We start from the raw sequence: 23,146 nt of genomic DNA, 5'->3' as shown, positions 1-23,146 counted from the left end.
GTATCGCTCGACGGACTGCCTCAGTCGTGCGGGCGCTCCCGTGTAGAACCTGACCCATAGCTCCTCCCGCCATGCGTGATGGTCAAACGTACCACCACACTGCGGGATCAAACACCTAGTCCCGCAGCACGAACGCGCCCTTCGCGCGGTCCTTCACGGTTTCCAGCGCCGGGAACACCGTGCCGTTCATCGTGATGTACACGCCCGGCGGCGCGACCTGGGCGCAGGCGAAGGCCATGCCGAGGTTGAACGGCGCGTCGCTCTCGGCAAAGCGCGCGGGGGCGAGCGCGCCGACCAGCACGATCGTCTTGCCGGGGATGGCGGCGAGCGCCCTGGCGGTCTCGGTCATCGTGTCGGTGCCGTGGGTGATGACGATCCGGCTCGGCTCCGCCGCCGCGACCCGTGCCGCGATCGTCGTGCGATCCGCGTCGTCGAGCTGGAGGCTGTCCTTGCGCAGCACCTCCGCGATCTCGAACGGCTGGGTGACGCGCGCGACTTCGAGCAGCCGCGCGATCACCGTGTCGCCGATCTGATACTCGCTCAGCGCGTCGAAATATTGCTTGTCGATCGTGCCCCCGGTGGTGAGCACGAGAATGGGGTCCTGGGCCATGCGCGCCGCTTTAGGCGCGTCGCGGCGCGGCGGGAACCCCGGTTCAGCCCGGCTCGGCCGGCATCTCGATGCAGAAGCTCGTGCCCGACGGAACCTCCTCGAGGATCAGCGTGCCGCCCGTCGTCGCGAGCAGCGAGCGCGCGATCGGCAGGCCCAGGCCGGTGCCTCCCTTCTCGCGGTTGCCGGTGAAGAAGGGCTCGAAGATCCGCTCGCGGTCGGCCCCGGCGATGCCGCTGCCGTCGTCGGCGACGCGCACCCAGACGGTCTCGACGTCGCTCGAGATCGAGATGCGCACCTGCTTCGCGCCGGCCTGGCGGCTGTTGCCGATCAGCGTGACGAGCACGGTCTCGATCGCCTCGGGCAGCACATGCGCCTCGCGCAGCCCCTCGGGCGCCTCGACATGGATGCTCATCGAGGCATCGGCGAGCTCGAGCGCCAGCGTCCGCGCGATCGCCTCGGGATCGGCATGGGCGTGCGCCTCGGCCTCGGCCATGTCGGCGCGCGCGAGGTCGAGCAGCCGCTGGACGAGGCGCGAGAGCCGGTCGGCATCGGCGGCGGCGTTGGCGAGGAAGCGGTGGCGCTCCTCGGGCGCCATCTCGGCGCCATGCTCGTCGAGCAGCTCGATCGCGCCGCGGATGCCGGTCAGCGGGGTCTTGAACTCGTGGCTGACCGCGGCGGCGAAGTCGCGGAGGTACCTCGCGCGCGCCTCGATCCGTTCGGCCATCCGGGCGAAGTTGACGAAGAGCTCGCGGATCTCGACCGCGGCGGTGACGGGCGGCTCGGGGATCTCGATGCGCCCGCGCGCGACGTTTTCGCTCGCGGCAGCGAGCGCGCGGATCGGGCGGGCGATGCCGCGCGAGAGGATCGCGGCGAGCAGCAGCAGCGTCATGAAGATCGCCGCGACGCCGAGCGCGATCTTGTAGCGATCCTGCCAGATGCCGAGGAACAGCCCGCGCGGGGATCGTGCGACCATCACCATGCCCACCACCTTGCCGTCGACGATCACCGGTCGGACGTGATGGACGCGGATGCCCGCGGCGCCGCTGAGCGCGTGGATGAGGCCGTAGGGATTGTCGACCTCGCGGCGGCGCAGCACCGTGGCGCTATGGCCCTGGAGCGCGCGGCGCACCTCGGGCAAGTCGCGATAGCTGAACCCCAGGTCGTAATGCCCCGCCACCACGATCCCCTGGCGATCGAGCAGCTTGGTGTCCGAAAGCGTGACCGCCACCGCATCGTCGACGATCGGGGAGATCGCGCGCGCCACCTTCGCGGCCTGCGGGTCGCTCGGCCCGGCGCCTTCGGGCAGCGGTACCGGCGGAAGCACCGGATTGCTCTGCAGGTCGATGCTCGGCGGCTCGGGCGCGGGCTCGCGCACCGCGGGCGGCGCCCCCCATGCCATGCGATAGGCCGAGGCGAGCACCGCGCTCTGCGCGATCAGCTCGGCTTCGGTCTGCTGGACGAGCGTGTTCTCGTAGACGCGCAGCCCCAGCGCGGCGACGCCGGGCAGCGCGGCGACGAACAGCAGCGTGCCGAACAGGATGGTGCGCAGGCTGATCGCCGGCCAGTAGCGCTTGAGCCACGCCTTGAGGGCGCGGATCAGTCGCACGCGCCGATGCGATAGCCGACACCGGCGCGCGTCTCGACGAGATCGGTGCAGCCCGCCGCGGCGAACTTGGCGCGCAGGTTGCGGACATGGCTGTCGATCGTCCGGTCGGTCACCGCGAAGCCGGGGCCGCGGAGGCGATCGATGATCTGGTCGCGAGTGAACACCTTGGTCGGGCTCGCCGCGAGGATCGCCAGCAGCTGGAACTCGGTCGCGGTGGTCGCGACGGTGGCGCCGCCGAAGCGCGCTTCCCAGGCATCGCGATCGAGGCTGAGCCGGCCATGGACCACCGGCGCGCCATTGTCCGCCGGCGCCGCGCCGCCGCCGCGCTTGAGGATCGCGCCGACCCGCGCGACCACCTCGCGCGGCGAGAAGGGCTTCACGACATAATCGTCCGCGCCGATCTCGATCCCCACGATCCGGTCGATCTCGTCGTCGCGCGAGGAGAGGAAGAGGATCGGCAGGTTCGCCTCGGGCCCGCCGCCGGCGCGCAGCCGCTTGCAGAGCTCGAGCCCGTCGAGCGTGGGCATGTTGATGTCGAGCACCATCAAATCGGGCGGGCTCGCCTGGATCGCGGCGAGCGCAGCCTCGCCGTCGCCGGCCTGCTCGGCGGTCATGCCCGCCTTGCCCAGCGCGAAGGCGAGCAGGTCGCGGATGTGCGGGTCGTCGTCGACCACGAGGATGCGGCGGCTCATCGGCTGCATGGGTTTCACTGGTTTCGCTCCGAGGTCAACCGACGGGTTCGACAGTGGTGGCGGCGAGCCAGGGCCCCCGGCTGCTTCCGAGCAACGCGGGCCAATACCACGCCGAGGCGTCGGCGAAGCTCCGCCCATCGGCGCCGCGGATGCGCTCGCAGACGAGCAGCGTCCCGCCGTCGCGCCGGGCGGTGAAGCAGGAGGCGGGCCCCTCGGCGGTCACCCGCATCGGCGCCGGCTCGATCGCATAGCCGAGCGCGCGGAAACAGTCGCCGGGCGGATGGAGCTGGCGCGTGGCGTGGCTCACCTGGCGCAGCACGACCTGGCGCTTGCCGTCGCTGAACCGCGCGATCGCGCCGGGGAAGCCGGCGGCGAGCCGGGCATCCTCGGGCGCAGGCGCGATCGGGCGGAGCGCGCGCCCCTCATACTCCGCCGGCCAGCCCGGAATCGCGGCCGGCGGAGCCTCGTGCCGCGGAAGCAGCGGCACGAGCGCCGCGGCGAGCGCGGCGATGAGGAGGGCGGGGGGGAGGGCGAAGCGGATCATGCGAAGGCCTTTCGCGGCAGGCGGATCGCAGCGAGCGTCGCGGCGGCGAGCAGCGCGAAGGCGACGAGGCCGATCGCCTCATGCGCCCAGGGCTGAGCGAGCTGCGGCACGAAGCCGTTCTCGAGGTAGAAGAGGCTGGCGGCACGGAGCGCATTGCCCGCCACGGCGATGGCGGTCGCGAGGCTGAGCGCGCGAAGGTAGCGCCACGGACCGAAGCCGCCCGCCAGCGCGAGGATGCTCGCGAGCAGCAGCGCCGCCCACAGCATCCGCACCCCGCTGCACGGCGCATCGAACAGCAGCAGCTTGCCGTGCCAGTCCAGCGCGACGCCCTCGAGCCCGAGCTCGACGCCGTTCATGCGGAGCAATCCGACGCTCAGCATCGCCGAGACGCGGCGCAGCGGCCAGGTGAGCAGGAAGTCGAGCGTCGGCAGCACCGGCAGCGCGAGCAGCGCGAGGCCGGTGAGCGGCGCCAGCGGCACGCGTCGTCCGCTCGCGCGCCGGCTCGCCCAGACCATCGCCGCCACCGCCACGCCGATCTGGAGCAAAGCCGGGCCGGTATAGCCCGCGAGCGCCGAAGCGAGCAGCGCGACGAGCAGGACGGGGGCAGGCAGCTCCGCCTCGCGCGGCGTGCGGTGCCAGGCCCAGGCGAAGGCGCCGAGCAGCACCGCGGCGAGCAGCTGCGCGATCAGGTCCTCGGCGCGCCCGACGAGCAGCCACCACGCATCCCAGTTCGCTGCGGCGAGCAGCGGTAGCGCGATCCGCCCGCGCATCAGCCGAGCCTCGCGAGGCGGAGCTTAGGCAGGCGCCCCCGGAAGACCCAGCCGAGCATCGCCGCCAGTACGACGAGCAGCGCCCATTCGTGCGGCTCGGGCACGGTGGGGACATTCTCCGCCGAGGGCACCGGCAAGTCGTTGGCCTGCGTGTCCTTGTCGCTCTCGAGCACCACCGCGCCCGAGAGCGGGGTGATCAGGTTGAGCCGTCCCGCCAGCGCCACCGCCGCCTTCCGCTTGTCGCCGCGCTCGCTCTCGGCAGCGGCGACCTGGTCCGCGCCCCAGAGGCGGACGATGTGCGCGGACCTGGGCTCGGCTGCCTCCGCCACCTCATGCCGCTCGGTCGTCCAGCGCGGGCCGTTGCCCAGCTCGGCGAAGATCATGCGCAGGTCGCGGACGGTGTCGCCGCTCGGGGTCGCTTCGCGCGCGGTGTCGAACCAGCGCGCACCTTCGATCGTGAAGGCGCGGCCCGCCTCGGGCTGGTAGCGGACCAGCCGCGGCAGTGCGCTCGATCGTTCGAGCATCTGCTCGACGCGCGCGCCGGTCCGTTCGAACGCCACCGGCTGGGGCCCGTGGATCCACAGGATCGTGCCGCGCCCGTCGAGCATCCCGCCCAGCGCATCGCCGAGCGCCGGGATATTGTCCTGACCGCCGACGAAGCGCGTGCCGGCGATCGCCCGGTCGAACCGCGCCTTCTGCGCCGGCGACCAGGGTGCCACGGCCACGCTCGCCGGCGTCTCGGCCGCGATCCGCAGGCTCACCGGCATGCCGTTCGGCAGCGATCCCAGAGCCTCGCGCAGCGCCGCGCCGGCCTTGGCGCCGCTCAGCGAACCGTCGAGCACGATCGTCAGCGGCTGGGCCGCGCTGGCCGGCACGGGGGCGACGGTCTGCTCCACTGCGATTCCCGGCGCCTTGTCGAGCGCCGCCACGCTGCCCGTCGCGACCAGCGGCGCGCTGAGCTTCGAGGCAAGGATGCGCGGGCGGTGCGCGAGGAGATAATCGTCGCTTGGCTCGCCATGGAGCCCATTGCCCGCGCCGCCGGGCTGGAGTGACGAATCGCCCGAGGCGAGCATCGCATCGCCTTCGATCCACACCGAATGGCGCAGGTCGCCGCCGACATCGAAGTTGCGCTCGACGATCGCGGGGAGCGCAAGGCTGCGCGTCCCGTCCGCGGCGACCTGGAAGGGCGCGCTATAGCCGATCCGCAGCTTGAGCGTGCCGCGCGATTCGACCGGGAAGGCCTGGACGAGCAGCCGCTGCGCGCCGTCGGTGGTGACGAGCAACGGGTCGCGCTGCGCCCGCACCACTCGCTGATAGGCCGCGCGCGTCTCGCCGCGCCCGGCGACGCTCGCTTCGCGCGGCTCGCCGTTGACCCAGAGCGTCGCCCGGCTCGCCACGGCGCCTTCGGGCAGCGCGATCGTCATCCGCGCTTCGTGCTGGAGCTCGTCGTCGTTCGAGACCTCGAGCGTCCATTCGAAATAGCCCAGGTTGTCGGCACTCGCGACCGAGCCGTCGATCCGCGAGGTCGCGAGCATCAGCCCGGCGACGCGGCGTCCGATCTCGCTGCCGCCCTGGTCCTGGTCCCAGGCCATGAACCAGCGGCGGCGGTCGTCGAGCCCGTGCGTCGGCGCCGCCACGGCGTTGAAGGGCGTGCCGGTGACGCGGTAATAGAGCTCGCGCGCGTCGCCGCTATAGTCCTCGCGCAGCCGGCCATCGAGCCCGCGGCCCCAGCTGGTGATCAGGAAGCTCACCAGCCCCGTCGCCCGGCCGGTATCGCCATAGGCGAGGCGGAGCAGCACGTCGCGGTCGCCGAGGTTGCGCATCAGCCACACGCTGTTGGTCTGCGCCTTGGGATCGCCGCGATAGCCGTCGATCGCAAGGAAGGTCGCGGTGGCGGGCAGGTCGGCGAGCGCGAGCAGCAGCAGGCCGAGCGCTGCGCCGCCAAGCAGGCGGGCCGCCAGCCGCGTCCCCTGCCCGACGAACTGGGCCAGGAAGTGGACCGTTGCGATCGTCGCGACCAGCGGCGCATAGGGCAGCAGCCCGATCCCGAAGAAGACGATCGCGATCACGGCGATCGGCAGCACCGGGAGCAGCAGCAGCGTGTAGGACGTGCCGATCGCCACCGCGCCGCCCGCCGCGACGATCAGCCAGCCCGGCGGATCGAGCTCGCGCTGGACCCGCCGCCAGAGCAGCAGGTTGACCAGCGGCACCGAGGCGACGAGCAGCAGGTGCCAGGGCGTCGGCATCGGGTCGAACAGCGCGTTGGCGCACATGCCCGTCGCGAGCTCGAAGGCGATGACGCCCGCGGGGAAGATCACCCCGAAGAACAGCGCCAGGCCACCGCTGGGCAGGATCGAGGCACGATAGGGCATGGGCTGGCTCCCTGTTTTGCAGCGGGAGCGGGATGGCGGGCCGAGATCGAGCGCTGATCCGGGCAGCGAGGAGCCTGTGCGGCTTTGTTAAGCAGAAACGGTGCAGACCGCCCCTCAAGGCATTGAACGCCGGGCCGATCCGGCTAGGGTCGAGCGTGCCTAGCCTTGGGGGACGGGCCATCATCTTCTCGACTCGCTTGCTCCGGATGATCGAACGGCTCGGCGGGATCGCCTCGGCCGATCGCGTGCGCGCCCGGCTCGCGCCTCGTACCGAGGACGTGCCCAACCGATTCCGGGTGGCGCGCGAGGCGAGCGGCGAGGGGATCGCCGGCTGGTGGGCCGCGCGGGGTAAGGACGGCGGGGCGCTCGCGCGGGTCGCGGAGCCCGAGGCCTATGGCGCCAACATCGAGAACATGATCGGCGCGGTGACGTTGCCGGTCGGCGTGGCGGGGCCGCTCAGGGTCAACGGGCTCAACGCCCAGGGCGATTACTGGGTGCCGCTCGCCACCAGCGAAGCGGCGCTGGTCGCTTCCTATGCGCGCGGGGCCGACGTGATCACCCGTTCGGGCGGCGCCGCGGCGGCGATGACCGCGGAGGGTGTGCTGCGCTCGCCGGCGTTCGTGTTCGTCGACATGGTCGAGGCCGGCGTGTTCATCGGCTGGGCGGCGGCGCATGTCGAAGCGCTCAGGGCCGCGGCCGAGAGCACCACGCGCCACGGCAAGCTCGAGGCGATCGATCCCTTCCTCGACAACGACACCGTCTTCCTCGTCTGCCGCTACTCGACGGGCGACGCGGCGGGGCAGAATATGGTAACGATCGCCACCGAGGCGCTGTGCCGCGCCGTGCTCGAAGCCTGCCCCGTCCAGCCGCGCTGCTGGTTCGTCGAAGGCAATTTCTCGGGCGACAAGAAGGCGAGCTACCTCGGGCTGATCACCGGGCGCGGGCGCAAGGTCTCCGCCAGCGTGCTCATCCCCGACGCGCTGGTGAAGCGCTGCCTCCACGTCACGCCCGAACGGATGCTCGACTATGCGCGGGTGGCGCAATTGGGGGCGCTGCTCTCGGGCCAGGTCGGCGCGCAGGGGCATTATGCCAACGGCTTGGCCGCCTTCTACATCGCCACCGGCCAGGATGCGGCGTGCGTGGCGGAATCGGCCGTCGGCTTCACGAGGATGGAGCGGCGCGAGGGCGGGCTGTGGATGTCGGTCACCTTGCCGAACCTGCTCGTCGGCTCGGTGGGCGGCGGGACGGGGTTGCCGGCGCAGCGGGCGGCGCTCGAGCTCATGGGGCTGGCGGGAAGCGGCAAGGCGCCCGCGCTCGCCGAGGTCGCCGCGAGCATCTGCCTGGCGGGCGAGATCTCGATCATGGCGGCGATCGCGGCGGGCGACTTCACGCGCGCGCACCACCGCCTCGCGCGGACGCGGGCATGACGCTGCTCGAGCGGCTATGGATCTATCAGCGCGAGCGCTTCCCGCTCGGCCGCACCGCCACGCTGGTGCTGATCTTCTCCGCCGCGAGCGTGAGCGTCTCGGCGCATCTGGCGGGGAGGGCGCCTCCCGGCTGGCACGCCTATGCCGCGGCGTTCCTGGTGACCTTGCTCTTCTTCTTCCAGCTCCGCGTGCTCGACGAGATCAAGGACGGCGAGGACGACGCCCGCTACCGCCCCGAACGCCCCATCCCGCGCGGGCTCGTCTCGCTGCGGCTGATCGTCGGGCTCGGGATCGCGACGGTGCCGGTGCAGACGCTGGCCTGTGCGCTGGTCGACCTTAGGCTGCTGGTGCTGCTCGCGCTGGTCTGGGGATGGATGGCGCTGATGGGGGTCGAGTTCTTCGTGCCCGAGTGGCTCAAGGCGCGGCCCTTCGCCTATCTCGTCTCGCACATGCTGGTGATGCCGGGGATCGATCTGATCCTCACCGGCTTCGAATGGGTGCCGCACGGCCGCGCGCCGCATGCGCTGCTGCTGTTCCTGGCGCTCAGCTTCACCAACGGCTGCGTGTTGGAGATCGGCCGCAAGCTCTGGGCGCCCGCCAACGAGCGCGAGGGAGTGGAGACCTATTCGGCGCTGCTCGGCCCGGCGCAGGCGGGGGCGCTGTGGATGATGTTCGTCACGATCGCGCTGGCGCTGCTGATCGGCGTGGGGCTTGCGACCGGCGCGCCGCTCGCCACCGGCGCAATCGGCGTGGCTGCGGCCGGTTTCGCGATGCGGAAGGGCGCGCGCTACCGCCGCGACCCGACGCCCGAGGCGCAGAAGGCGATGGACACGACCGCCGGCCTCTGGGTCTTCGCCTGCTACGCCGGCGCGGGATTCGCGCCGTTCGTGCGGATGCTCGCGCCATGATCGTCCCCGCCAGCGAAGTGGCGAGCGCGCCGCGCGTCGGCGGCAAGGCGGCGGCGCTCGGGCGGCTGGTCGCGGCCGGATTCGACGTGCCCGACTTCTTCGCCATCCCAGCCGGCGAGAAGCCGGCCAAGGCGGCGCTCGCAAAGGCCCTCAAGGTGCTGGGCGAGGGGCCGTTCGCGGTGCGCTCCTCCGGCCTGCAGGAGGATGGCGCGGCCGACAGCCATGCGGGACAGTTCGAATCGATCCTCAATGTCGCGCCTGACGCCGTCGCCGAAGCGGTCGCCCGCGTCGCCGCGTCGGGCGAGGCCGAGGGGATCGTCGCCTATCGCGCCGAGCGCGGGCTCGACGGCTCCGATCGCCCCGCCGTAATCGTCCAGCGCATGGTGGCCGCGACCCACGCCGGCGTCGCCTTCTCCGCCGATCCCGTCGCCGGGCGCCGCGACCGGATCGTGATCTCCGCTACCGAGGGGCTGGGCGACCGTCTCGTCGCCGGCGAGGTCGACGGCACGAGCTGGTGGCTCGACCGTGAGGGCCGCACGGTCGAAACCCATGGCGATCCGATCCTGACGGCCGAGCAACTCGCCCGGGTCGCCGACCTCGTCCGTCGCGTCGAAGCCGCGTTCGGCGCCCCTCAGGACATCGAATGGGCCTTCGAGGGGACGCGCCTCCACCTGCTCCAGGCCCGCCCCATCACGTCGCCGCTCCGCGACGCGCCCGTGCCCGACCCCGGCATCGCAGTGTTCGACAATTCGAACATCGTCGAGAGCTATCCGGGCGTCGTTTCGCCGCTCACCTTCTCCTTCGCCAGCTATGCCTATGCGCGCGTCTACATGGCGTTCGTGGCACTTCTCGGCGTGCGGTCGGAAGCGATCCGCACGCATCGCACCGTCTTCGAGAACATGCTCGTCCGCGTGAACGGCCGCGTCTATTACAACCTCGGCAACTGGTACCGCGCGCTCGCGCTGCTCCCCGGCTACCGGCTCAACCGCCGCTACATGGAAACGATGATGGGGGTCGGCGCGCCGCTCCCCGACCAGATTCTCGCCGGGATCGAGAGCGTGCCGGCGAAGGGTCTGGCCAGGCTCGGCGAATATTGGCGCATCGCGTCGGTCGCGCTCGGCCTTGTCCGCGAAGGCTTCCGCCTGAAGCGCACCGCGTGCGACTTCCGCCGCCGGCTCGACCGGGCGCTCGCCGCCACGGCGCCCGACAAGCTCCAGGCGATGCCGCTCACCGAGCTCGCCGCCGAATACCGCCGGATCGAGAGCGACCTGCTCGACCGCTGGGATGCGCCGATCGTCAACGACTTCCTCTGCATGATCGCCTTCGGTGCCTCGCGGCGGCTGCTCGAGACGTGGATCGGGCCCAAGGGACTCGAGATCCAGAACGACGTGCTGATCGGCCAGGGCGACATCATCTCGGCGCGCCCTGCGCAGCTGATCCGCGCGATGGGTACCGAGGCCGCGAAGGCGCCCGCGCTCGTCGCCGCGCTCGAGGCCGACAATCGCGCGGTGATCGGGGTGAGCCCGCTCCAGCCCGCGATCGCCGCGTACATCGCCGAGTTCGGCGACCGCTGCACCGAGGAATTGAAGCTCGAAAGCGTCACGCTCGACGAGGATCCGCGCACGCTCCACGCCGCGATCGCCGCCGCCGCGCGTACGGGGGCAACCCCGCCGCTGCGCGCGCACGATCCGTTCGCGCGACTTGCCCAGGCGATGCGCGGCAAGCCGCTCAAGCACTTCGCGGCCAAGGCGATGCTCCGCTGGGCGAAGGCGCGTGTCCGCGACCGCGAGAACCTTCGCTACGAGCGCACGCGCATCTTCGGCCGCGCGCGCCGGCTGTTCCTCGCCGCCGGCCGCCAGCTTCATGCGCACGGTCGAATCGAGGACCCGCGCGACGTCTTCCTGCTGACGGTCCACGACCTGCTCGGATCGATCGAAGGCTTCGCGACCAGCGGCGACCTCGCCGGCCTCGTCGCAGTCCGTCGTGCCGAGATGGAAGCGGCGCATGCGAGCGCCGACCCGCCCGAGCGCCTCATCGTCCACGGTCCCGCCTTCACCGCGAGCACTGCCGCCGTCGCCCCGCCTCGCCAGGACGGTACCGAGCGCAAGGGCACCGGCTGCTCGGCCGGCCGCGTCACCGCCATCGCGCGCGTCGTCCGCGATCCGCGCGGGGAACGCATCGCCGCGGGCGAGATCCTCGTCGCCCGCCACACCGATCCGGGCTGGATCGCGCTCTTCGCCAGCGCCTCGGCGATCGTGGTCGAGCGCGGCAGCCTGCTCTCGCACTCCGCCATCGTCGCGCGCGAGCTCGGCATCCCCTGCGTCGTCGGCCTCGCCGGCGCGACCGACTGGATCGCGGACGGCGAGACGATCGAAGTCGACGGCGCCACCGGCATCGTGAGAAGGCTGGGCGAATGAGCACCGAAATTGCCGCCAAGGCCGGGTTCGAAGCGATCCGCTATGCCCAGCTCTGGGAGGATGCCGACGTCCTCGTCGAGGCGCTGGGCCCGCGGCCCGGCGGCACGCTCGTCTCGATCGGCTCGGCGGGGGACAATGCGCTGGCGATGCTGCTGTGCGATCCGGCCGAAGTGGTGACGGTCGACCTCTCCGCCGCGCAGGTCGCCTGCATCCGGCTGCGCGTCGCGGCCTGGCCGGTGCTGAGCCACGGCGAGCTGCTCGAACTGCTCGGCTTCGCGCCGTCGCAGCGCCGCGGCGAATTGCTCGACCGTGCGCTCGCGGATGTCGATGCCGATACAGCGGCTTTCTGGCAGACGCTCCGCACGCAGGTGATCGCCGAGGGTGCGGGCGCGCTCGGCAAGTTCGAGCGCTATTTCGGCGTCTTCCGCCGCTGGCTGCTCCCGCTCACCCATTCGCGCCGCACCGTCGAGGCGATCTTCGAGCCGCGCAGCCAGGCCGAGCGCGCGGCGTTCCTGAAGCGCTGGAACAACCTGCGCTGGCGGAGCCTCCTGAAGCTGTTCTTCTCGCGCGCCGCGATGGGCGCCTTCGGCCGCGATCCGGCCTTCTTCGACCATGTCGAGGGCAGCGTCTCCGATCATGTCGCACGGCGGATCGAGCACGCCTTCGTCGCCAACGACCCGGTCGAGAACCCCTATCTCCGCTGGATCATGACCGGCACCCATGGCCCCACGCTGCCGCTCCCCTTCCGCCCCGAGCATCACGCGACGATCGCGGCGCGGCTCGATCGGCTGCGCATCGTCCACGGCACGATCGAGGATGCCGCGGCCGGCGGGCTCAAGGCCGACGGCTGGAACCTCTCGGACATCTTCGAATATATGTCCCCGCCCGCCTTCGCCGCGGCATACGAAGGCATCTTGAACGCCTCCAACCCCGGCGCTCGGCTTGTCTACTGGAACATGATGGTCCCGCGCTCGGTGCCCGAGACACTGTCGGACCGCGTGCAGCCGCGCCCGGACGTCGCCGGCCCGCTGGCGGCGCGCGACAAGGCCTTCTTCTATCGCGCGCTGCTGGTCGAGGACGCGCGTTGAGCATCGCGGTCCCGCTCGCGATCCTCGCGATCTCGGTCGTGCTGCTGCTCGGCGCGATCGCGCTCGTCCGCCACCTCGGCCAGCGCTTCGGCTGGACGGCCGAGGTGCAGCGCAAGAGCGTCCATATCTCGATCGGCCTCTATGCGCTGCTGCTGCCCTTGCTCTTCCAGCAGCGATGGCCGGTCGTCCTCCTCATCCTGCTCGCGCTCGCGCTGATGCTGCTGCTCCGCACCCCCGCCTCGCGCACCGCAGGCCTGGGCGCCGCGATCCATTCGGTCGAGCGCAAGTCCTGGGGCGATGTGCTCCTCGCAGTGGCGATCGGCTTCGTCTTCCTGCGCGCGAACGGCAACTACATCCTCTACGCGCTGCCGATCGCCGTCATCGCGATCTCGGACGCCGCCGCGGCGCTCGCGGGCAGCAGCTATGGCCGCCGCCGCTTCCACGTCGAGGAGGGGATGAAGAGCTACGAGGGGGTGGCGGTGTTCTTCTTCGTCACCTGGATCGTGGCGATGGTGATGCTGCTCCTGCTCACCGACATCCCGCGGCCCAATGTCGTGGTGCTGGCGATGACGATCGCGGTGTTCGGCGCGCTGGTCGAAGCGGTGTCGTGGCGCGGGCTCGACAATCTGTTCGTGCCGGTCACCATCCACTTCTTCCTCGCCGGCTATCTGAACGCCCCGCCGGTGACGCTGGCGCTGCTCGGCATCGGCTTCACCGTCGCGGTGCTCGCAGTGGCGCTGCTCACCCCCCGGCTGGGCCTCAGCGTCCACGCCAGCCGCGCGCTGGTGATCGCGATCTTCTTCTTCCTCGGCGTCGGCGGGGCGCACGGCAGCGTCTTGCCCGTGCTCGCGATCGCCGCGCATCTCGTCGCGCGCGTGCGGATGCCCGCGGAGGACGCGCACCCCGACCTCGACTTCATCGCGACGCTCTGTGCGGTCGGGCTCATCTGGTATTTCGTCGGCGAGACCACCGGCCCGAACGCGATCAACCTCTACAATATGAGCCTCGCCGGCATGCTGCTCGCGCTGGTCATGCTCGCGGTCCGGATGGACTGGCGGCTGCTGGTGCCCGTCTATATCGCTGTGCTGGCGCTCTATCTCTGGCTGGTCGACCTCTCGCCCGGCTATTCGCGCTGGGCGCACGGACTGACCTGGCTCGCGGGCGGGTCGCTGGGCGCGGTCGCGGCGATGTGCTTGGGCTGGCCCGGCTGGTACCAGCACCATCGTGCGTTCCGGATCGCGGGGATTTCGAGCTTCGTGCCAGCGTTGGCCTATTTCACGCAGGCGGTGATCGCATGAGCGACTATGAGTTCAGCATCGACGGGGCAAGCTGCCGGATCTGGCCCGACGGCCCCGCCTGGGAGGGCGCGCCTGCTGCGGCGATCGGGCAGCTTCGGATCGAGAACCCGCAAGCCGGCGCCGACTTGCTCCGCCGTGCCGTCGTCGAGCTGGAAGGGCGGGGAAGGGCCCGCATCCTCGCGCCGATGGACGGCGACACCTGGCATGCCTATCGCGCCGTCACTCAGAGCGACGGTTCGCCGCCCTATCTGCTCGAGCCGGTGTCGGGCCCGCATGATGTCGCCGCGCTCAAGGCCGCAGGGTTCCCGCCGGTCACCGGCTATGTCTCCAGCCGCGCCCCGGTGCCGCCCCCGGGCAGCCCCGCGCCTGACGTCCCCGGCATCACCGTGCAGGCCTGGGACGGCCAGGGCGCCGAGACGCTGCTCGACCGCCTCTTCGCGCTCGCCGGGGCGAGCTTCGCCGACAAGCTGTTCTTCAAGCCGATCGACCGCGCCGGCTTCCTCGCGCTCTACCAGCCGCTGCTCGCGCGGATCGACCCGCGGCTCGTGCTCTTCGCTTTCGACGCGAGCGGTGACCTCGCCGGCTTCCTCTTCGGTTTGCCCAACTGGCGCGAAGGGCCAAGTCCCGAGACGGCGATCCTAAAGACCTATGCCAGCCGCCGCGCCGGCGTCGGCCACCTGCTCGCGCACGAATTCCACGAACGCGCGCGCGAACAGGGCTATGCGCAGGTGATCCACGCGCTGATGCACGTCGACAATGTATCGCTCGCCCGCAGCGCGCTCCACGGCGGCGAAGTGTTCCGCCGCTACACGCTGTTCGGGCGCCGGTGAACATCCTCCAGGCCTTCGCCGACCGGGTCGCCGCGCACCCCGAGCGCATCGCGATCGTCGATGGCAAGGGTCGCGCCACCACCTACGCCCAGCTCGACGCCCGCGGCGCGGCGCTCGCCGCGCGCTGGCACGCGCAGGGCTTGCGCGAAGGAGACCGCGTCCTCCTCGCGCTGCCGCTGAACGCGGGCCTCTACGCCGCGCTCGCCGCGCTGTGGCGGATCGGCGCAGCGGCGGTGCTGCCCGAGCCCGCGCTCGGCCTGTTCGGGCTGCGCCATGCTGTCGCCGCGACGCGTCCCAAGGCGCTGCTCGCCTCGGGTCTCTACCGCCTGCTCCCGCTGCTCGGCGACATCCGCGCGATCCCGCTGCGCCTGTCGATGCACGAAGGCGAGGGCAGCCATCCGGTCGGCGACTTCGCGCTCGACACGCCCGCGCTGATCTCCTTCACCAGCGGCTCCTCGGGCGCGCCCAAGGCGATCGTGCGCAGCCACGCCTTCCTCGCTGCGCAGGACCGCGCGGTGGCGCCGCTGATCGCCACCCACGGCAAGCCCGAGACCGACCTCGTCGCCTTCCCGGTCTTCGTCGTTGCGAACCTGGGGCAGGGGATCACCTCGGTGCTGCCCAACTGGCCCGTCCGCCGTCCGGCCAGGGCAAAGGGTGCCGCGATCCGCGCGCATGCCGAGCGCCACGGCGTCACTCGGCTGCTGCTCAGTCCCGCCATCGCCGAGACGCTCGCCGATCACTTGCCGCGCGACGCCCACAGCCTGTTCACCGGTGGCGGCCCGGTGTTCCCCGACCTGATCGCCACGCTGCTCGCGGCCAAGCCGGGCCTGCGCGTGGTCGCGGTCTATGGCTCGACCGAGGCCGAGCCGATCGCCGAGATCGACGCCGACGCCATCGCCGACGCCGACTGGCAGGCGATGCGCGAAGGCGCCGGGCTGCTCGCCGGTCATCCCGCGGGGGTGCGCGTGCGGATCGAGGCGGACGAGATCCAGGTCGCCGGCGACCATGTCGTCCAGGGCTATCTCGACTCCGCGCACGACGCCTCGACCAAGGTGCGCGACGGCGACGGCACGGTGTGGCACCGCACCGGCGACGGCGGTTGCTTCGACGAACAGGGCCGGCTCTGGCTGCGCGGCCGGGTGAGCGCGCGGATCGGCGCGCATTGGCCATTCGAAGTCGAGGCGCCCGCGCGCTTCTGGCCGGGTGTCCGCCGCGCGGCGCTGGGGCGGGGGCGCGACGGTCCGGTGCTCGCGATCGAGGGCGATGCCCGGCATCTGGCCGAGTGGCGGGCCGCGGCGAGACTGCCGGTCGTCCACCTGCCGCGCATTCCCGTCGACCGGCGCCATGGTTCCAAGGTCGACCAGGCGGCGTTGGAGGCGATGCTAGGCAAACGATAACCGTCATCCCCGCCAAAGCCGGGACACAGGGTCAAGTAGGATGTCGCTCGTGGCCCTGGGTCCCGGCTTCCGCCGGGATGACGACCGTGACGCTAGACCACCTCGACCCGCTGGCGGATCTCCCCCGCCAGCTTCTGCGCCACTTCGGCCAGGTGATCGAACCGCGCCTCGAACCGCGCCATGCCCTGGCTCAGCGACCGGAGCTCTGCCTCGAGCCCCTGCAGCTCGCTCTCGGGCAGCAGCAGCTCGATCGTGTCCCAGCGCGACCAGCCCGGCGTCGGCGCGAAACCGAGCAGCTGCCCGCGCCGGCTGGCGACGGCAGAGGTGATCCGCGACGTCGCGCTCCCCGGCGACTGGATCGTCACATGCGCGATCGGCTCGAGCATATAGGGCGCCGCATTGGCCATCGCCTCGGCCATCGCGATCCGCCCCGCGGTGCGGAACGCCAGCTCGGACGAGTCGACGCTGTGGAACGAGCCGTCGGTCAGCGTCACCGCGACGTCGACCACCGGGAAGCCCAGCGGCCCCTTCTCCATCGCGTCGCGCACCCCGGCCTCGACTGCGGGGATATATTGCCTGGGGATCGCCCCGCCGGTGATCTTCTCCTCGAAGACGAACCCCGATCCGCGCTCGATCGGCCTGATCTCGATCACGCAGTCGCCGTACTGGCCGTGCCCGCCGGACTGTTTCTTGTGCCGCCCGCGCTGGCTCGCCGGCTTGCGCACCGACTCCTTGTAGGCGACGCGCGGTGGCTGGACGTTGACGCCCACGCCGTAGCGCCGCTTGAGCCGGTCGATCGCGACGGTCAGATGCTCGTCGTTCACCCCATGGAGCAGCGTCGAGCCCGAGGCCTCGTCGGCGCCCCAATGGAGCCCGGGGTCCTCCTCGGTCATCTTGCCGAGCGCCGTCGAAAGCCGGACGTCGTCCTTATGGTCCATCGCCGAGATCGCGACGGCGCAATTGCTCACCGGCACCTGGCGCTTGAGCCCTTCGCCGCACGCCGCGGCGCCTAGCGCGACGAGCTCGCCCGCGCGCACCGTATCGGCCTTGGCGATGCCGACGATCTCGCCCGGCTCGGCCCGCGCGACCTTCACCGTGTTCGCGCCCTGGATGGTGAACAGCGCGCCCGACCGCGCCTTGCCGCCGATCCCCGAGAGCTCCGCGCCTTCGCTCAGCGCCCCGCCGTACACGCGCGCGAGCGCCAGCCGGCCCACGGTGGAGCCGTGGAGCACCTTGAAGGTCTGCGCGGCCGGGGCCTTGATTCCCAGCCGCTCCGCCGTGGCCGCCGCGCTCGGGGTGTCGTGGCGCAGCATCTTGAGCAGCCGCCGGATGCCGAAGCCGTTGACGGCCGAGCCGAACAGCACGGGCACCACCAGCCCCGCGCGCGTCTCGCTCGCAAGGTCGCCGAACACCGTGTCGAGGCTCGGCGTCTCGTCCGAGATCAGTTGCTCAAGCAGCGCATCGTCATGGTCGGCGAGCTGCTCGAGCATGTGGAAGCGCGCCGCCTTCTCCTCGTCGCGCATCGCGTCGGCGATCGAGATTTGCTCGCTGGGCTTGCCGGGCTGGTAGAGATAGGCGCGCTCGAGCGCGAGATCGACATAGCCGGTGACCTGCTCGCCCTTGCGGATCGGGATCTGGCGGGCGACCAAAGGCGCTGCGCTCATCGGCTGAAGCGCTTCCAATAGCTCCTCGATCGTGCCGCGCGCCTGGTCGATCTTGTTGACGAACAGCGCGTGAGGCATGCCGCGGGCCTCGAGCCATCGCAGCACGGGTTCGGCGAGGGGCGCGCGCGCGGGATCGGCGTCGATCACCACGAGCGCGAGGTCGGCGGCGAGCACTGCCAGGTTCGCATCGGCGGCGAAGCCGGGCGATCCGGGCGAGTCGATCAGCGTGAAGCCGTCGCCGAGCCATTCGAAGCGCATCAGATTGAGTTCGGTCGAGCCGCCGCGGGCGCGGCTTTCCGGGCTGGCATCGCCCACGCTGGTGCCCGCCGCGACCGCGCCGAGGCGCTGGATCGCGCCGCTGGCGAAGAGGATCGCTTCGGCCAGACTCGTCTTGCCGGCGCCCGCGGGTCCCACGAGCGCAACGGCCCTGGGGCCGTTCTGATTTCCTTTCATCGTCTCTCTCCTCCTGTGCTCGCCTGCCTGGGGCGTGCCAGAGGCAGACTCGCTTCCGGAACCTCGGAGGGTCTGCCTCTTCGTGCAGGAAGGCAAGGGGGTCGGCGCGGAGGGACAGGACAGTTCATCGCATTCCAACCGTCATCCCGGCGAAAGCCGGGACCCAGGGCAGCGAGCGACGTCCTGCTTGACGCTGGGGGGGCCGGCTTTTGCCGGGATGACGGCGTTGGGTTAGGGTCAAACCGTCAGCACGATCCGTCCAGCGCGATCATCGGCCGCCCAGGCCTCGGCGACGTCGGCGAGCGGCATCGCCTGGACGGGCAGCGCGAGCCCCGGCACGTCGAACACCCGCGCGATCGCGCCGATCAGCCCTTCGAGCGACACGCTGCCCAGCCCGCTGCCCATCATCTCGATCGAGGAGGAGCGCAGCACCGCCGCGGGCAGCCCGATCTCGCCGCCCGACGCCGAGCCGATCTGGACGAAGCGCATCGGCACGCCGTCCTCGCCCGCGCGCGCGGCCGCGATCAGCGCCGCCCGCGCGCTCGGACCCCAGAGATAGTCGAGCACGACATCCACCCCGCCTTCGAACTGCGCCTCCAGCGCCGCGTCGAGCACGCGCTCGTCGCCGCCGAGCTGGACCGTCGCATCGGCGCCCAGCGCTTCGAGCGCGGTCGCGTCACGCCCGGTCGCGATCACCCTGGCCGCGCCGAGGTGCCGCGCGATCTTCACCGCGAGCGACCCCGAGGCGCCCGTCGCGCCGTTGATGAGCACCGTCTCGCCGTGCTTCAGCCGCGCGCGCTCGACCAGCGCCGCCATCGAGGACATGCCGGGGTTGGCGATCGCCGCGGCGGTCACCAGGTCGAGTCCGTCGGGAAGCGGCAGGATCCGGGCGATGTCGACCACGGTCTCCTCCGCCATCCCGCCGAACGGTGCGCGGGGCAGCACGAAATAGACGCGGCGCCCGTCGTCGAGAACGCCCGTGCCGTCCACCCCCGCGACGAAGGGAAAGCCGCCGCTCGAGCTGTAGTGCGTCCCTGAGGCGCGGCCGCGCGTGAGATGGCTGAGCGCCGAGGCAGCGACGCGCACGCGTGCTTCGCCGGGGGCAGCGAGGGGCTCGGCGAAATCGGCATGGACGGGGGTTTCCCCCGTCGCGCGAACGACAGCGGCTTTCATCGGCTTTTCCTTTCGACTCGCGTTATTGTGTGTATAATGCACATATATCGAGGAGCCGCGGATGCCGTCAAACGAAAATGTGCAAAATACACATATAAGCGCGGAGTTGCGCGAACTGCACGGTGCGGTGCTCGACATCGTCGCGGCGATGATCGGCTCGCAACGCGACGAGATGCTGATCGCGGCGGCGGGAATCCGGCTCGACCGCGCGTTGTTCCCGCTGCTGGTGCTGATCGAGCGGCTGGGTCCGATCGGCGTGGTGAGCCTCGCCGACCGGGTGGGGCGCGACTATACCACGGTGAGCCGTCAGGTCGCGAAGCTCGAGGAACTCGGCCTGGTCGAGCGCCGCGCGAGCGAAGTCGACCGCCGCGTCCGCGAAGCGGTGGTCGCGCCCGCGGGCAAGGCGATGACCGACGCGATCGATGTCGCGCGAGAACGGTTGATGCGCGCCGCCTTCGCCGATTGGGAGGCGCAGGACGTCCGCGATCTCGTCCGCCTGGTCCGGCGCTTCGCCGAGACGATGCGGGGCGGGGCAGGGGAGACGGTGACGTGACGATGCGCAGGGTCTTCGCGGCGGGCCTCCGGAGTCAGCGCATCTTGGCCGAGATCGCCGTGGCCCATCTGGTCGGCGCCGGTGAGGCCGAAGCATATTTCGGGCGGACTCCCTGCAATTTCCGCCGGAGGGGCGGCGCGCCGGTGAAGGCCGTGGCCTGAGGCGCGCCGTCGACCATGCCCGGATTTGCAATGTGGGAATTGAGCTGCGAGCGTTGGCCGCGCTCTTTCTCATCGTGACGCGTGCCGGGCGACGCTTTGGTCGATCGCGGCGGCCGAGGCTTTTTGCGATGACTGGTGTCAACCGTGTCAACCTACAACACAGTCGTCATCCCGGCGAAAGCCGGGACCCAGGGTAACGGAGTACATCGCTTTGCTGCCCTGGGTCCCGGCTTTCGCCGGGATGACGACTGAATTTAGGCTTGATCCGCCTTGGGCTTCGACCGGGGCTTCTTTGCAGGCGCCGGAGCGGGAGCGTCCGCCACGGCCTTCGCCGGTGCCTTGGCGCGGGCCGGCTTGGCGGTGGGGGCGGGGGTTTCGCCCGCAGGCTTCTTCGCCGGAGCCTTGCGCGCAGGCGCGGGCTTGGCGGCAGGCGCTTCGGCGACCGTCTCGACCGGAGCATCCGCCTTCTTCGCGGCGGGCTTGCGCGCCGGCTTTGGCGCGGGGGCTTCGGCCGCCGCCTCCACCGGCGCGGCCTTCTTCGCTGCCGGCTTGCGCGCGGGCTTGGGTGCCGAGGCCTCGGCTACCGGCGCGGCGGGCTCGGGCTTCACCGCCTTGGGCGCCGCGATCTTCTTCACCGGCGTCTTCACCGGGGCCGAGGGCGGAGCGAGCTTGGCAGTCTTCTTCGCGGGCCTGGCAGGCGCGGGCTCGGGGGCCGGTGCGACGACTTCCGCCTTTGGCGCAGCGGCTTTCTTGGCGGCCGGCGCGGGCTTGGCCGGCTTAGGGGCGGCTGCCTCAGCCTTCGGGGCTGCGACTTTCTTCGGCTCGGCCGCCTTGGCAGCGACCACTTCGGGTTCGGCCTTGGGCTCGATCGGCTTCTTCGCCGCCTTGGGTTTGGGCTTAGGCTTAGGTGCAGCGGCCACCGCGGCGACGGGCGCCGACGCCGGTCCGGGCTTCTTCACTTCGGTCCCCTCGCGCTCGGCGACGATCCGGTTCGCCAGCTCCCAGTCGACCATCCGATCGACGTCGATCGGCCCTTCCGCGAAGGGCATCACCACCGGCGCGGTCTTCACCTTGAGCACGCCCGAGAGGAAGCGCAGGAAGGTGTTCAGCTTGGTCAGCCGGCTCTTGTAGACGAGGAAGGCGACCAGCCCGAAGGCGCCGATCAGCCGCTTGGGCTTCTTGCCGAACTGCCCGCCTGAATTGAACACCTTCGCCGCCTCGAACCCGTGCGGGGTGAGCAGCGCATAGAGGTTGCAGCTCGAGAACTGCCCATCGGCGAAGCGGTGGAAGGCGCGGTTCCCCTCGGGATATTTCTCGAGCACGTAGCGCGCCGGCGTGAGCCCCAGCCCGGCGTCGACCTTGAGGTCGTCGAGGTGGTCGCAGAAATATTTGAACATCTCAGCCGTATGCAGCGCATTGTCGCCCGTGGTGATCACCAAAGGCAGCGCGTCGGGGAAGGTTTCCGCTACCGCGCCCACGCTCGTGCCGATGCTGCTGCCTGAGGGCGTGTAGACGGTGATCGCCTCGAGCCCCAGCGGCGCGAGGATCGCCTTGGCTTCCTCGGTGCTCTCGGGCTCGATCTGGACGATGATCCGCTTCACTCGGCCGCTGTCGGCCACTGCCTTCACCACGCGGCGCAGCATCGGCTCGCCGGCGATGTCGATGAAGCATTTGTGGCTCACCCCGCCGGCCTGGGCGAGCGGATCCTGGTTGCCGCGGCTCGCGGCGAGGACGAGGGCAGTGTAGCGCTTGTCGGTCATTGGCGATCCTGTTGTTGGGCGAAGGGTCCCCGCAGCGCGGCCGTGAGGGTGGAAACACTGGCGAGCCCGGGCAGTGCCTTCAGCGCCTGGCGGAGCTCTGCCGCTTGCGCCGTCGACACCATGCTCGTCACGCAGGCGTCATATTTGCCCCACATCTGCGCGGGCGTGAAGGGGGCGGCGAGGCTGCCGGCGGGCATGCTGACCGCGGTCATTATTTTGCGGCCGTCGTCCAGCAGCACTTCGACCTCGGTCGGGAACTCGCCTTCGGACTTGTCCACGGGCACGCGGTGGATGAGGGGGTAGAGCGCGCGGATCGCGGGGTCTTCCCAGCCGCGGTTCTCGAAATCGGCGAGCCCGCAATTGCCCGTGCGCAGGATCACCGCGAGCGCATATTCGATCGAGAACTTGGCCTGCGCCGCGTCCTGCGGATCGGTGTACATCAGGTTGTTGAGGTGCGTGACCGGCGCGCGGACCTGGATATCCACGACATCATCCACACCAAAGCCGTGCTCGGCGATCAGGGTGAGCAGCGCGTCCATCGCGCGGTGTGCGCTCGCGCAATTGGGGAAGCGCTTCACCTTGAGCCCGCTCGACAGGATCAGCAGCGGGTCGCCGACATGGCTTGTCTCGAAGCGCATGGTCTGGCCATGCTCGGGATCGATGATCGCGTCGCGCAGCGCTTCATAGTCGGGGCCGACCATCAGCCGGTTCAAGCCGGTTCGCCCGTCGAAGGTGCCGACGCCCGCAGTCACGCCTGCCTGCGCGAGGCTGGCGGCCATCACGCCGGCCTTGGCGGCGAGGCCCGCATGGAGCGGCTTGGTCATGGTACCGAACTGCGACATGAAGCCGCTCGCCATGCTCGTCGAGATCGACAGCGCATAGGCCGATTGCTGCGCGTCGAGCCGCAGCAATCGCGCACAAGCTGCCGCCGCGCCGATCGCGCCCATCGTCGCGGTGGCGTGCCAGCCGCGGTTGCGGTGCGCGGGGTTCACGCCCTGGCCGGCGCGGCCGAGGATCTGGAGCCCGGCGATGTACGCATCGATGCACGCCGCGCCGCTCGCGCCCTGCTGCTCGGCAAGCGCGAGGATCGCGGGGACAAGCACTGCGGTGGCATGCGCCTTGGCGGGGTCGAAATTGTCGTCGAAGTCGAGCGCGTGCGCCGCGGTGCCGTTGACCAGCGCCGCCCAGGGCGCCGCCATCCTGGTGTCCAGCCCGAAGACGGTCGCCGGCCCGTCGCCCCAGGCCTTCACTGCGGCGAAGACGTTGCGCGTGGCGGGGTCGAGCGTACCGGGGACGATCACCGAGATCACGTCGACGAAGGCATTGTGCGCGGCCGCGCGTGCCGCGTCGGGCCATTGATCGGGCGTGTCGGCCAGCCACGCGCCGAAGGCCAGGACGGGATTGGACTCCATCGCCAACCGAT

19 protein-coding genes are annotated in these 23,146 nt (G+C 71.1%); 9 read left to right on the top strand and 10 right to left on the bottom strand.

What is annotated here, in order from left to right; all coding sequences use genetic code 11:
- Window positions 1-115: 115 nt before the first annotated feature.
- Genes J7495_RS05205 through J7495_RS05180 form a run of 6 tightly spaced genes read right to left on the bottom strand, consistent with a single transcriptional unit; the run spans window position 116 to window position 6,594 of the window.
- Window positions 116-610, bottom strand: coding sequence for an asparaginase domain-containing protein (locus J7495_RS05205; protein ID WP_294055055.1), 495 nt, complete (start codon window positions 608-610; stop codon window positions 116-118).
- A 43-nt stretch (window positions 611-653) separates the two neighbouring features.
- Window positions 654-2,216 (bottom strand): HAMP domain-containing sensor histidine kinase, encoded by a 1,563-nt coding sequence (locus J7495_RS05200; RefSeq protein ID WP_294055053.1) that lies wholly within the window; start codon window positions 2,214-2,216, stop codon window positions 654-656.
- Window positions 2,207-2,908, bottom strand: coding sequence for a response regulator transcription factor (locus J7495_RS05195; RefSeq protein ID WP_294055051.1), 702 nt, complete (start codon window positions 2,906-2,908; stop codon window positions 2,207-2,209). The genes J7495_RS05200 and J7495_RS05195 overlap by 10 nt, the downstream gene beginning before the upstream one ends.
- 34 nt (window positions 2,909-2,942) lie before the next feature.
- Window positions 2,943-3,452, bottom strand: a complete 510-nt coding sequence (locus J7495_RS05190) for a hypothetical protein (RefSeq protein ID WP_294055049.1) — start codon at window positions 3,450-3,452, stop codon at window positions 2,943-2,945.
- A complete protein-coding gene (locus J7495_RS05185) occupies window positions 3,449-4,222 on the bottom strand; it encodes an archaeosortase/exosortase family protein (protein WP_294055048.1) in 774 nt (257 codons plus the stop codon). The genes J7495_RS05190 and J7495_RS05185 overlap by 4 nt, the downstream gene beginning before the upstream one ends.
- Window positions 4,222-6,594 carry a VIT domain-containing protein gene (locus J7495_RS05180; RefSeq protein ID WP_294055046.1) on the bottom strand — a complete coding sequence of 791 codons (2,373 nt, stop codon included), beginning with the start codon at window positions 6,592-6,594 and terminating at the stop codon, window positions 4,222-4,224. Before J7495_RS05180 ends, J7495_RS05185 begins: the two co-directional genes overlap by 1 nt.
- A 206-nt stretch (window positions 6,595-6,800) precedes the next feature.
- Here J7495_RS05180 and J7495_RS05175 point away from each other — a divergent pair, with 206 nt between their 5' ends.
- From J7495_RS05175 to J7495_RS05145, 7 genes are read left to right on the top strand one after another with little or no spacing between them, the layout of a single operon-like run.
- On the top strand, window positions 6,801-8,021 hold the full coding sequence (locus J7495_RS05175) for a hydroxymethylglutaryl-CoA reductase (protein ID WP_294055074.1): 1,221 nt from the start codon (window positions 6,801-6,803) through the stop codon (window positions 8,019-8,021).
- On the top strand, window positions 8,018-8,929 hold the full coding sequence (locus tag J7495_RS05170) for a UbiA family prenyltransferase (protein ID WP_294055044.1): 912 nt from the start codon (window positions 8,018-8,020) through the stop codon (window positions 8,927-8,929). Before J7495_RS05175 ends, J7495_RS05170 begins: the two co-directional genes overlap by 4 nt.
- Window positions 8,926-11,346 carry a PEP/pyruvate-binding domain-containing protein gene (locus J7495_RS05165; RefSeq protein WP_294055042.1) on the top strand — a complete coding sequence of 807 codons (2,421 nt, stop codon included), beginning with the start codon at window positions 8,926-8,928 and terminating at the stop codon, window positions 11,344-11,346. The genes J7495_RS05170 and J7495_RS05165 overlap by 4 nt, the downstream gene beginning before the upstream one ends.
- Window positions 11,343-12,434, top strand: a complete 1,092-nt coding sequence (locus J7495_RS05160) for a DUF3419 family protein (RefSeq protein WP_294055040.1) — start codon at window positions 11,343-11,345, stop codon at window positions 12,432-12,434. The genes J7495_RS05165 and J7495_RS05160 overlap by 4 nt, the downstream gene beginning before the upstream one ends.
- The gene (locus J7495_RS05155) at window positions 12,431-13,732 is read left to right on the top strand and encodes a hypothetical protein (protein ID WP_294055038.1); all 1,302 of its coding nucleotides are present in this window, start codon (window positions 12,431-12,433) and stop codon (window positions 13,730-13,732) included. Before J7495_RS05160 ends, J7495_RS05155 begins: the two co-directional genes overlap by 4 nt.
- Window positions 13,729-14,562 carry a hypothetical protein gene (locus tag J7495_RS05150; protein WP_294055036.1) on the top strand — a complete coding sequence of 278 codons (834 nt, stop codon included), beginning with the start codon at window positions 13,729-13,731 and terminating at the stop codon, window positions 14,560-14,562. The genes J7495_RS05155 and J7495_RS05150 overlap by 4 nt, the downstream gene beginning before the upstream one ends.
- Entirely contained in the window at window positions 14,559-15,959 is a 1,401-nt protein-coding gene (locus J7495_RS05145; RefSeq protein ID WP_294055034.1) for an AMP-binding protein, read from the top strand. Before J7495_RS05150 ends, J7495_RS05145 begins: the two co-directional genes overlap by 4 nt.
- Window positions 15,960-16,051: 92 nt before the next feature.
- Here the strand turns inward: J7495_RS05145 and J7495_RS05140 are convergent, their stop codons facing one another.
- Complete coding sequence (locus J7495_RS05140; RefSeq protein WP_294055033.1) at window positions 16,052-18,076, bottom strand: elongation factor G; 2,025 nt, start codon at window positions 18,074-18,076, stop codon at window positions 16,052-16,054.
- Between the two features lie 237 nt (window positions 18,077-18,313).
- On the bottom strand, window positions 18,314-19,249 hold the full coding sequence (locus J7495_RS05135; RefSeq protein ID WP_294055031.1) for a zinc-binding alcohol dehydrogenase family protein: 936 nt from the start codon (window positions 19,247-19,249) through the stop codon (window positions 18,314-18,316).
- 106 nt (window positions 19,250-19,355) lie between these two features.
- On the opposite strand from J7495_RS05135, the gene J7495_RS05130 reads away from it, so the two are divergent.
- Together J7495_RS05130 and J7495_RS05125 are read left to right on the top strand one after the other, a co-directional pair.
- The gene (locus tag J7495_RS05130; protein WP_294055029.1) at window positions 19,356-19,802 is read left to right on the top strand and encodes a MarR family transcriptional regulator; all 447 of its coding nucleotides are present in this window, start codon (window positions 19,356-19,358) and stop codon (window positions 19,800-19,802) included.
- Between the two features lie 2 nt (window positions 19,803-19,804).
- Window positions 19,805-19,963, top strand: a complete 159-nt coding sequence (locus J7495_RS05125; protein WP_294055027.1) for a hypothetical protein — start codon at window positions 19,805-19,807, stop codon at window positions 19,961-19,963.
- A 254-nt stretch (window positions 19,964-20,217) separates the two neighbouring features.
- Here J7495_RS05125 and J7495_RS05120 read toward each other — a convergent pair whose 3' ends face one another.
- Together J7495_RS05120 and J7495_RS05115 are read right to left on the bottom strand one after the other, a co-directional pair.
- Entirely contained in the window at window positions 20,218-21,723 is a 1,506-nt protein-coding gene (locus J7495_RS05120) for an NTP transferase domain-containing protein (RefSeq protein WP_294055026.1), read from the bottom strand.
- Window positions 21,720-23,135, bottom strand: coding sequence for an MmgE/PrpD family protein (locus J7495_RS05115; protein WP_294055024.1), 1,416 nt, complete (start codon window positions 23,133-23,135; stop codon window positions 21,720-21,722). The genes J7495_RS05120 and J7495_RS05115 overlap by 4 nt, the downstream gene beginning before the upstream one ends.
- Between the last annotated feature and the right edge of the window lie 11 nt (window positions 23,136-23,146).

The sequence above is a fragment of the Sphingomonas sp. genome (assembly GCF_017745215.1).
Taxonomy (GTDB): domain Bacteria; phylum Pseudomonadota; class Alphaproteobacteria; order Sphingomonadales; family Sphingomonadaceae; genus Sphingomonas.
Note: the sequence above shows the minus strand (reverse complement) of the source record. Positions and strands in the feature narration are given on the sequence as shown.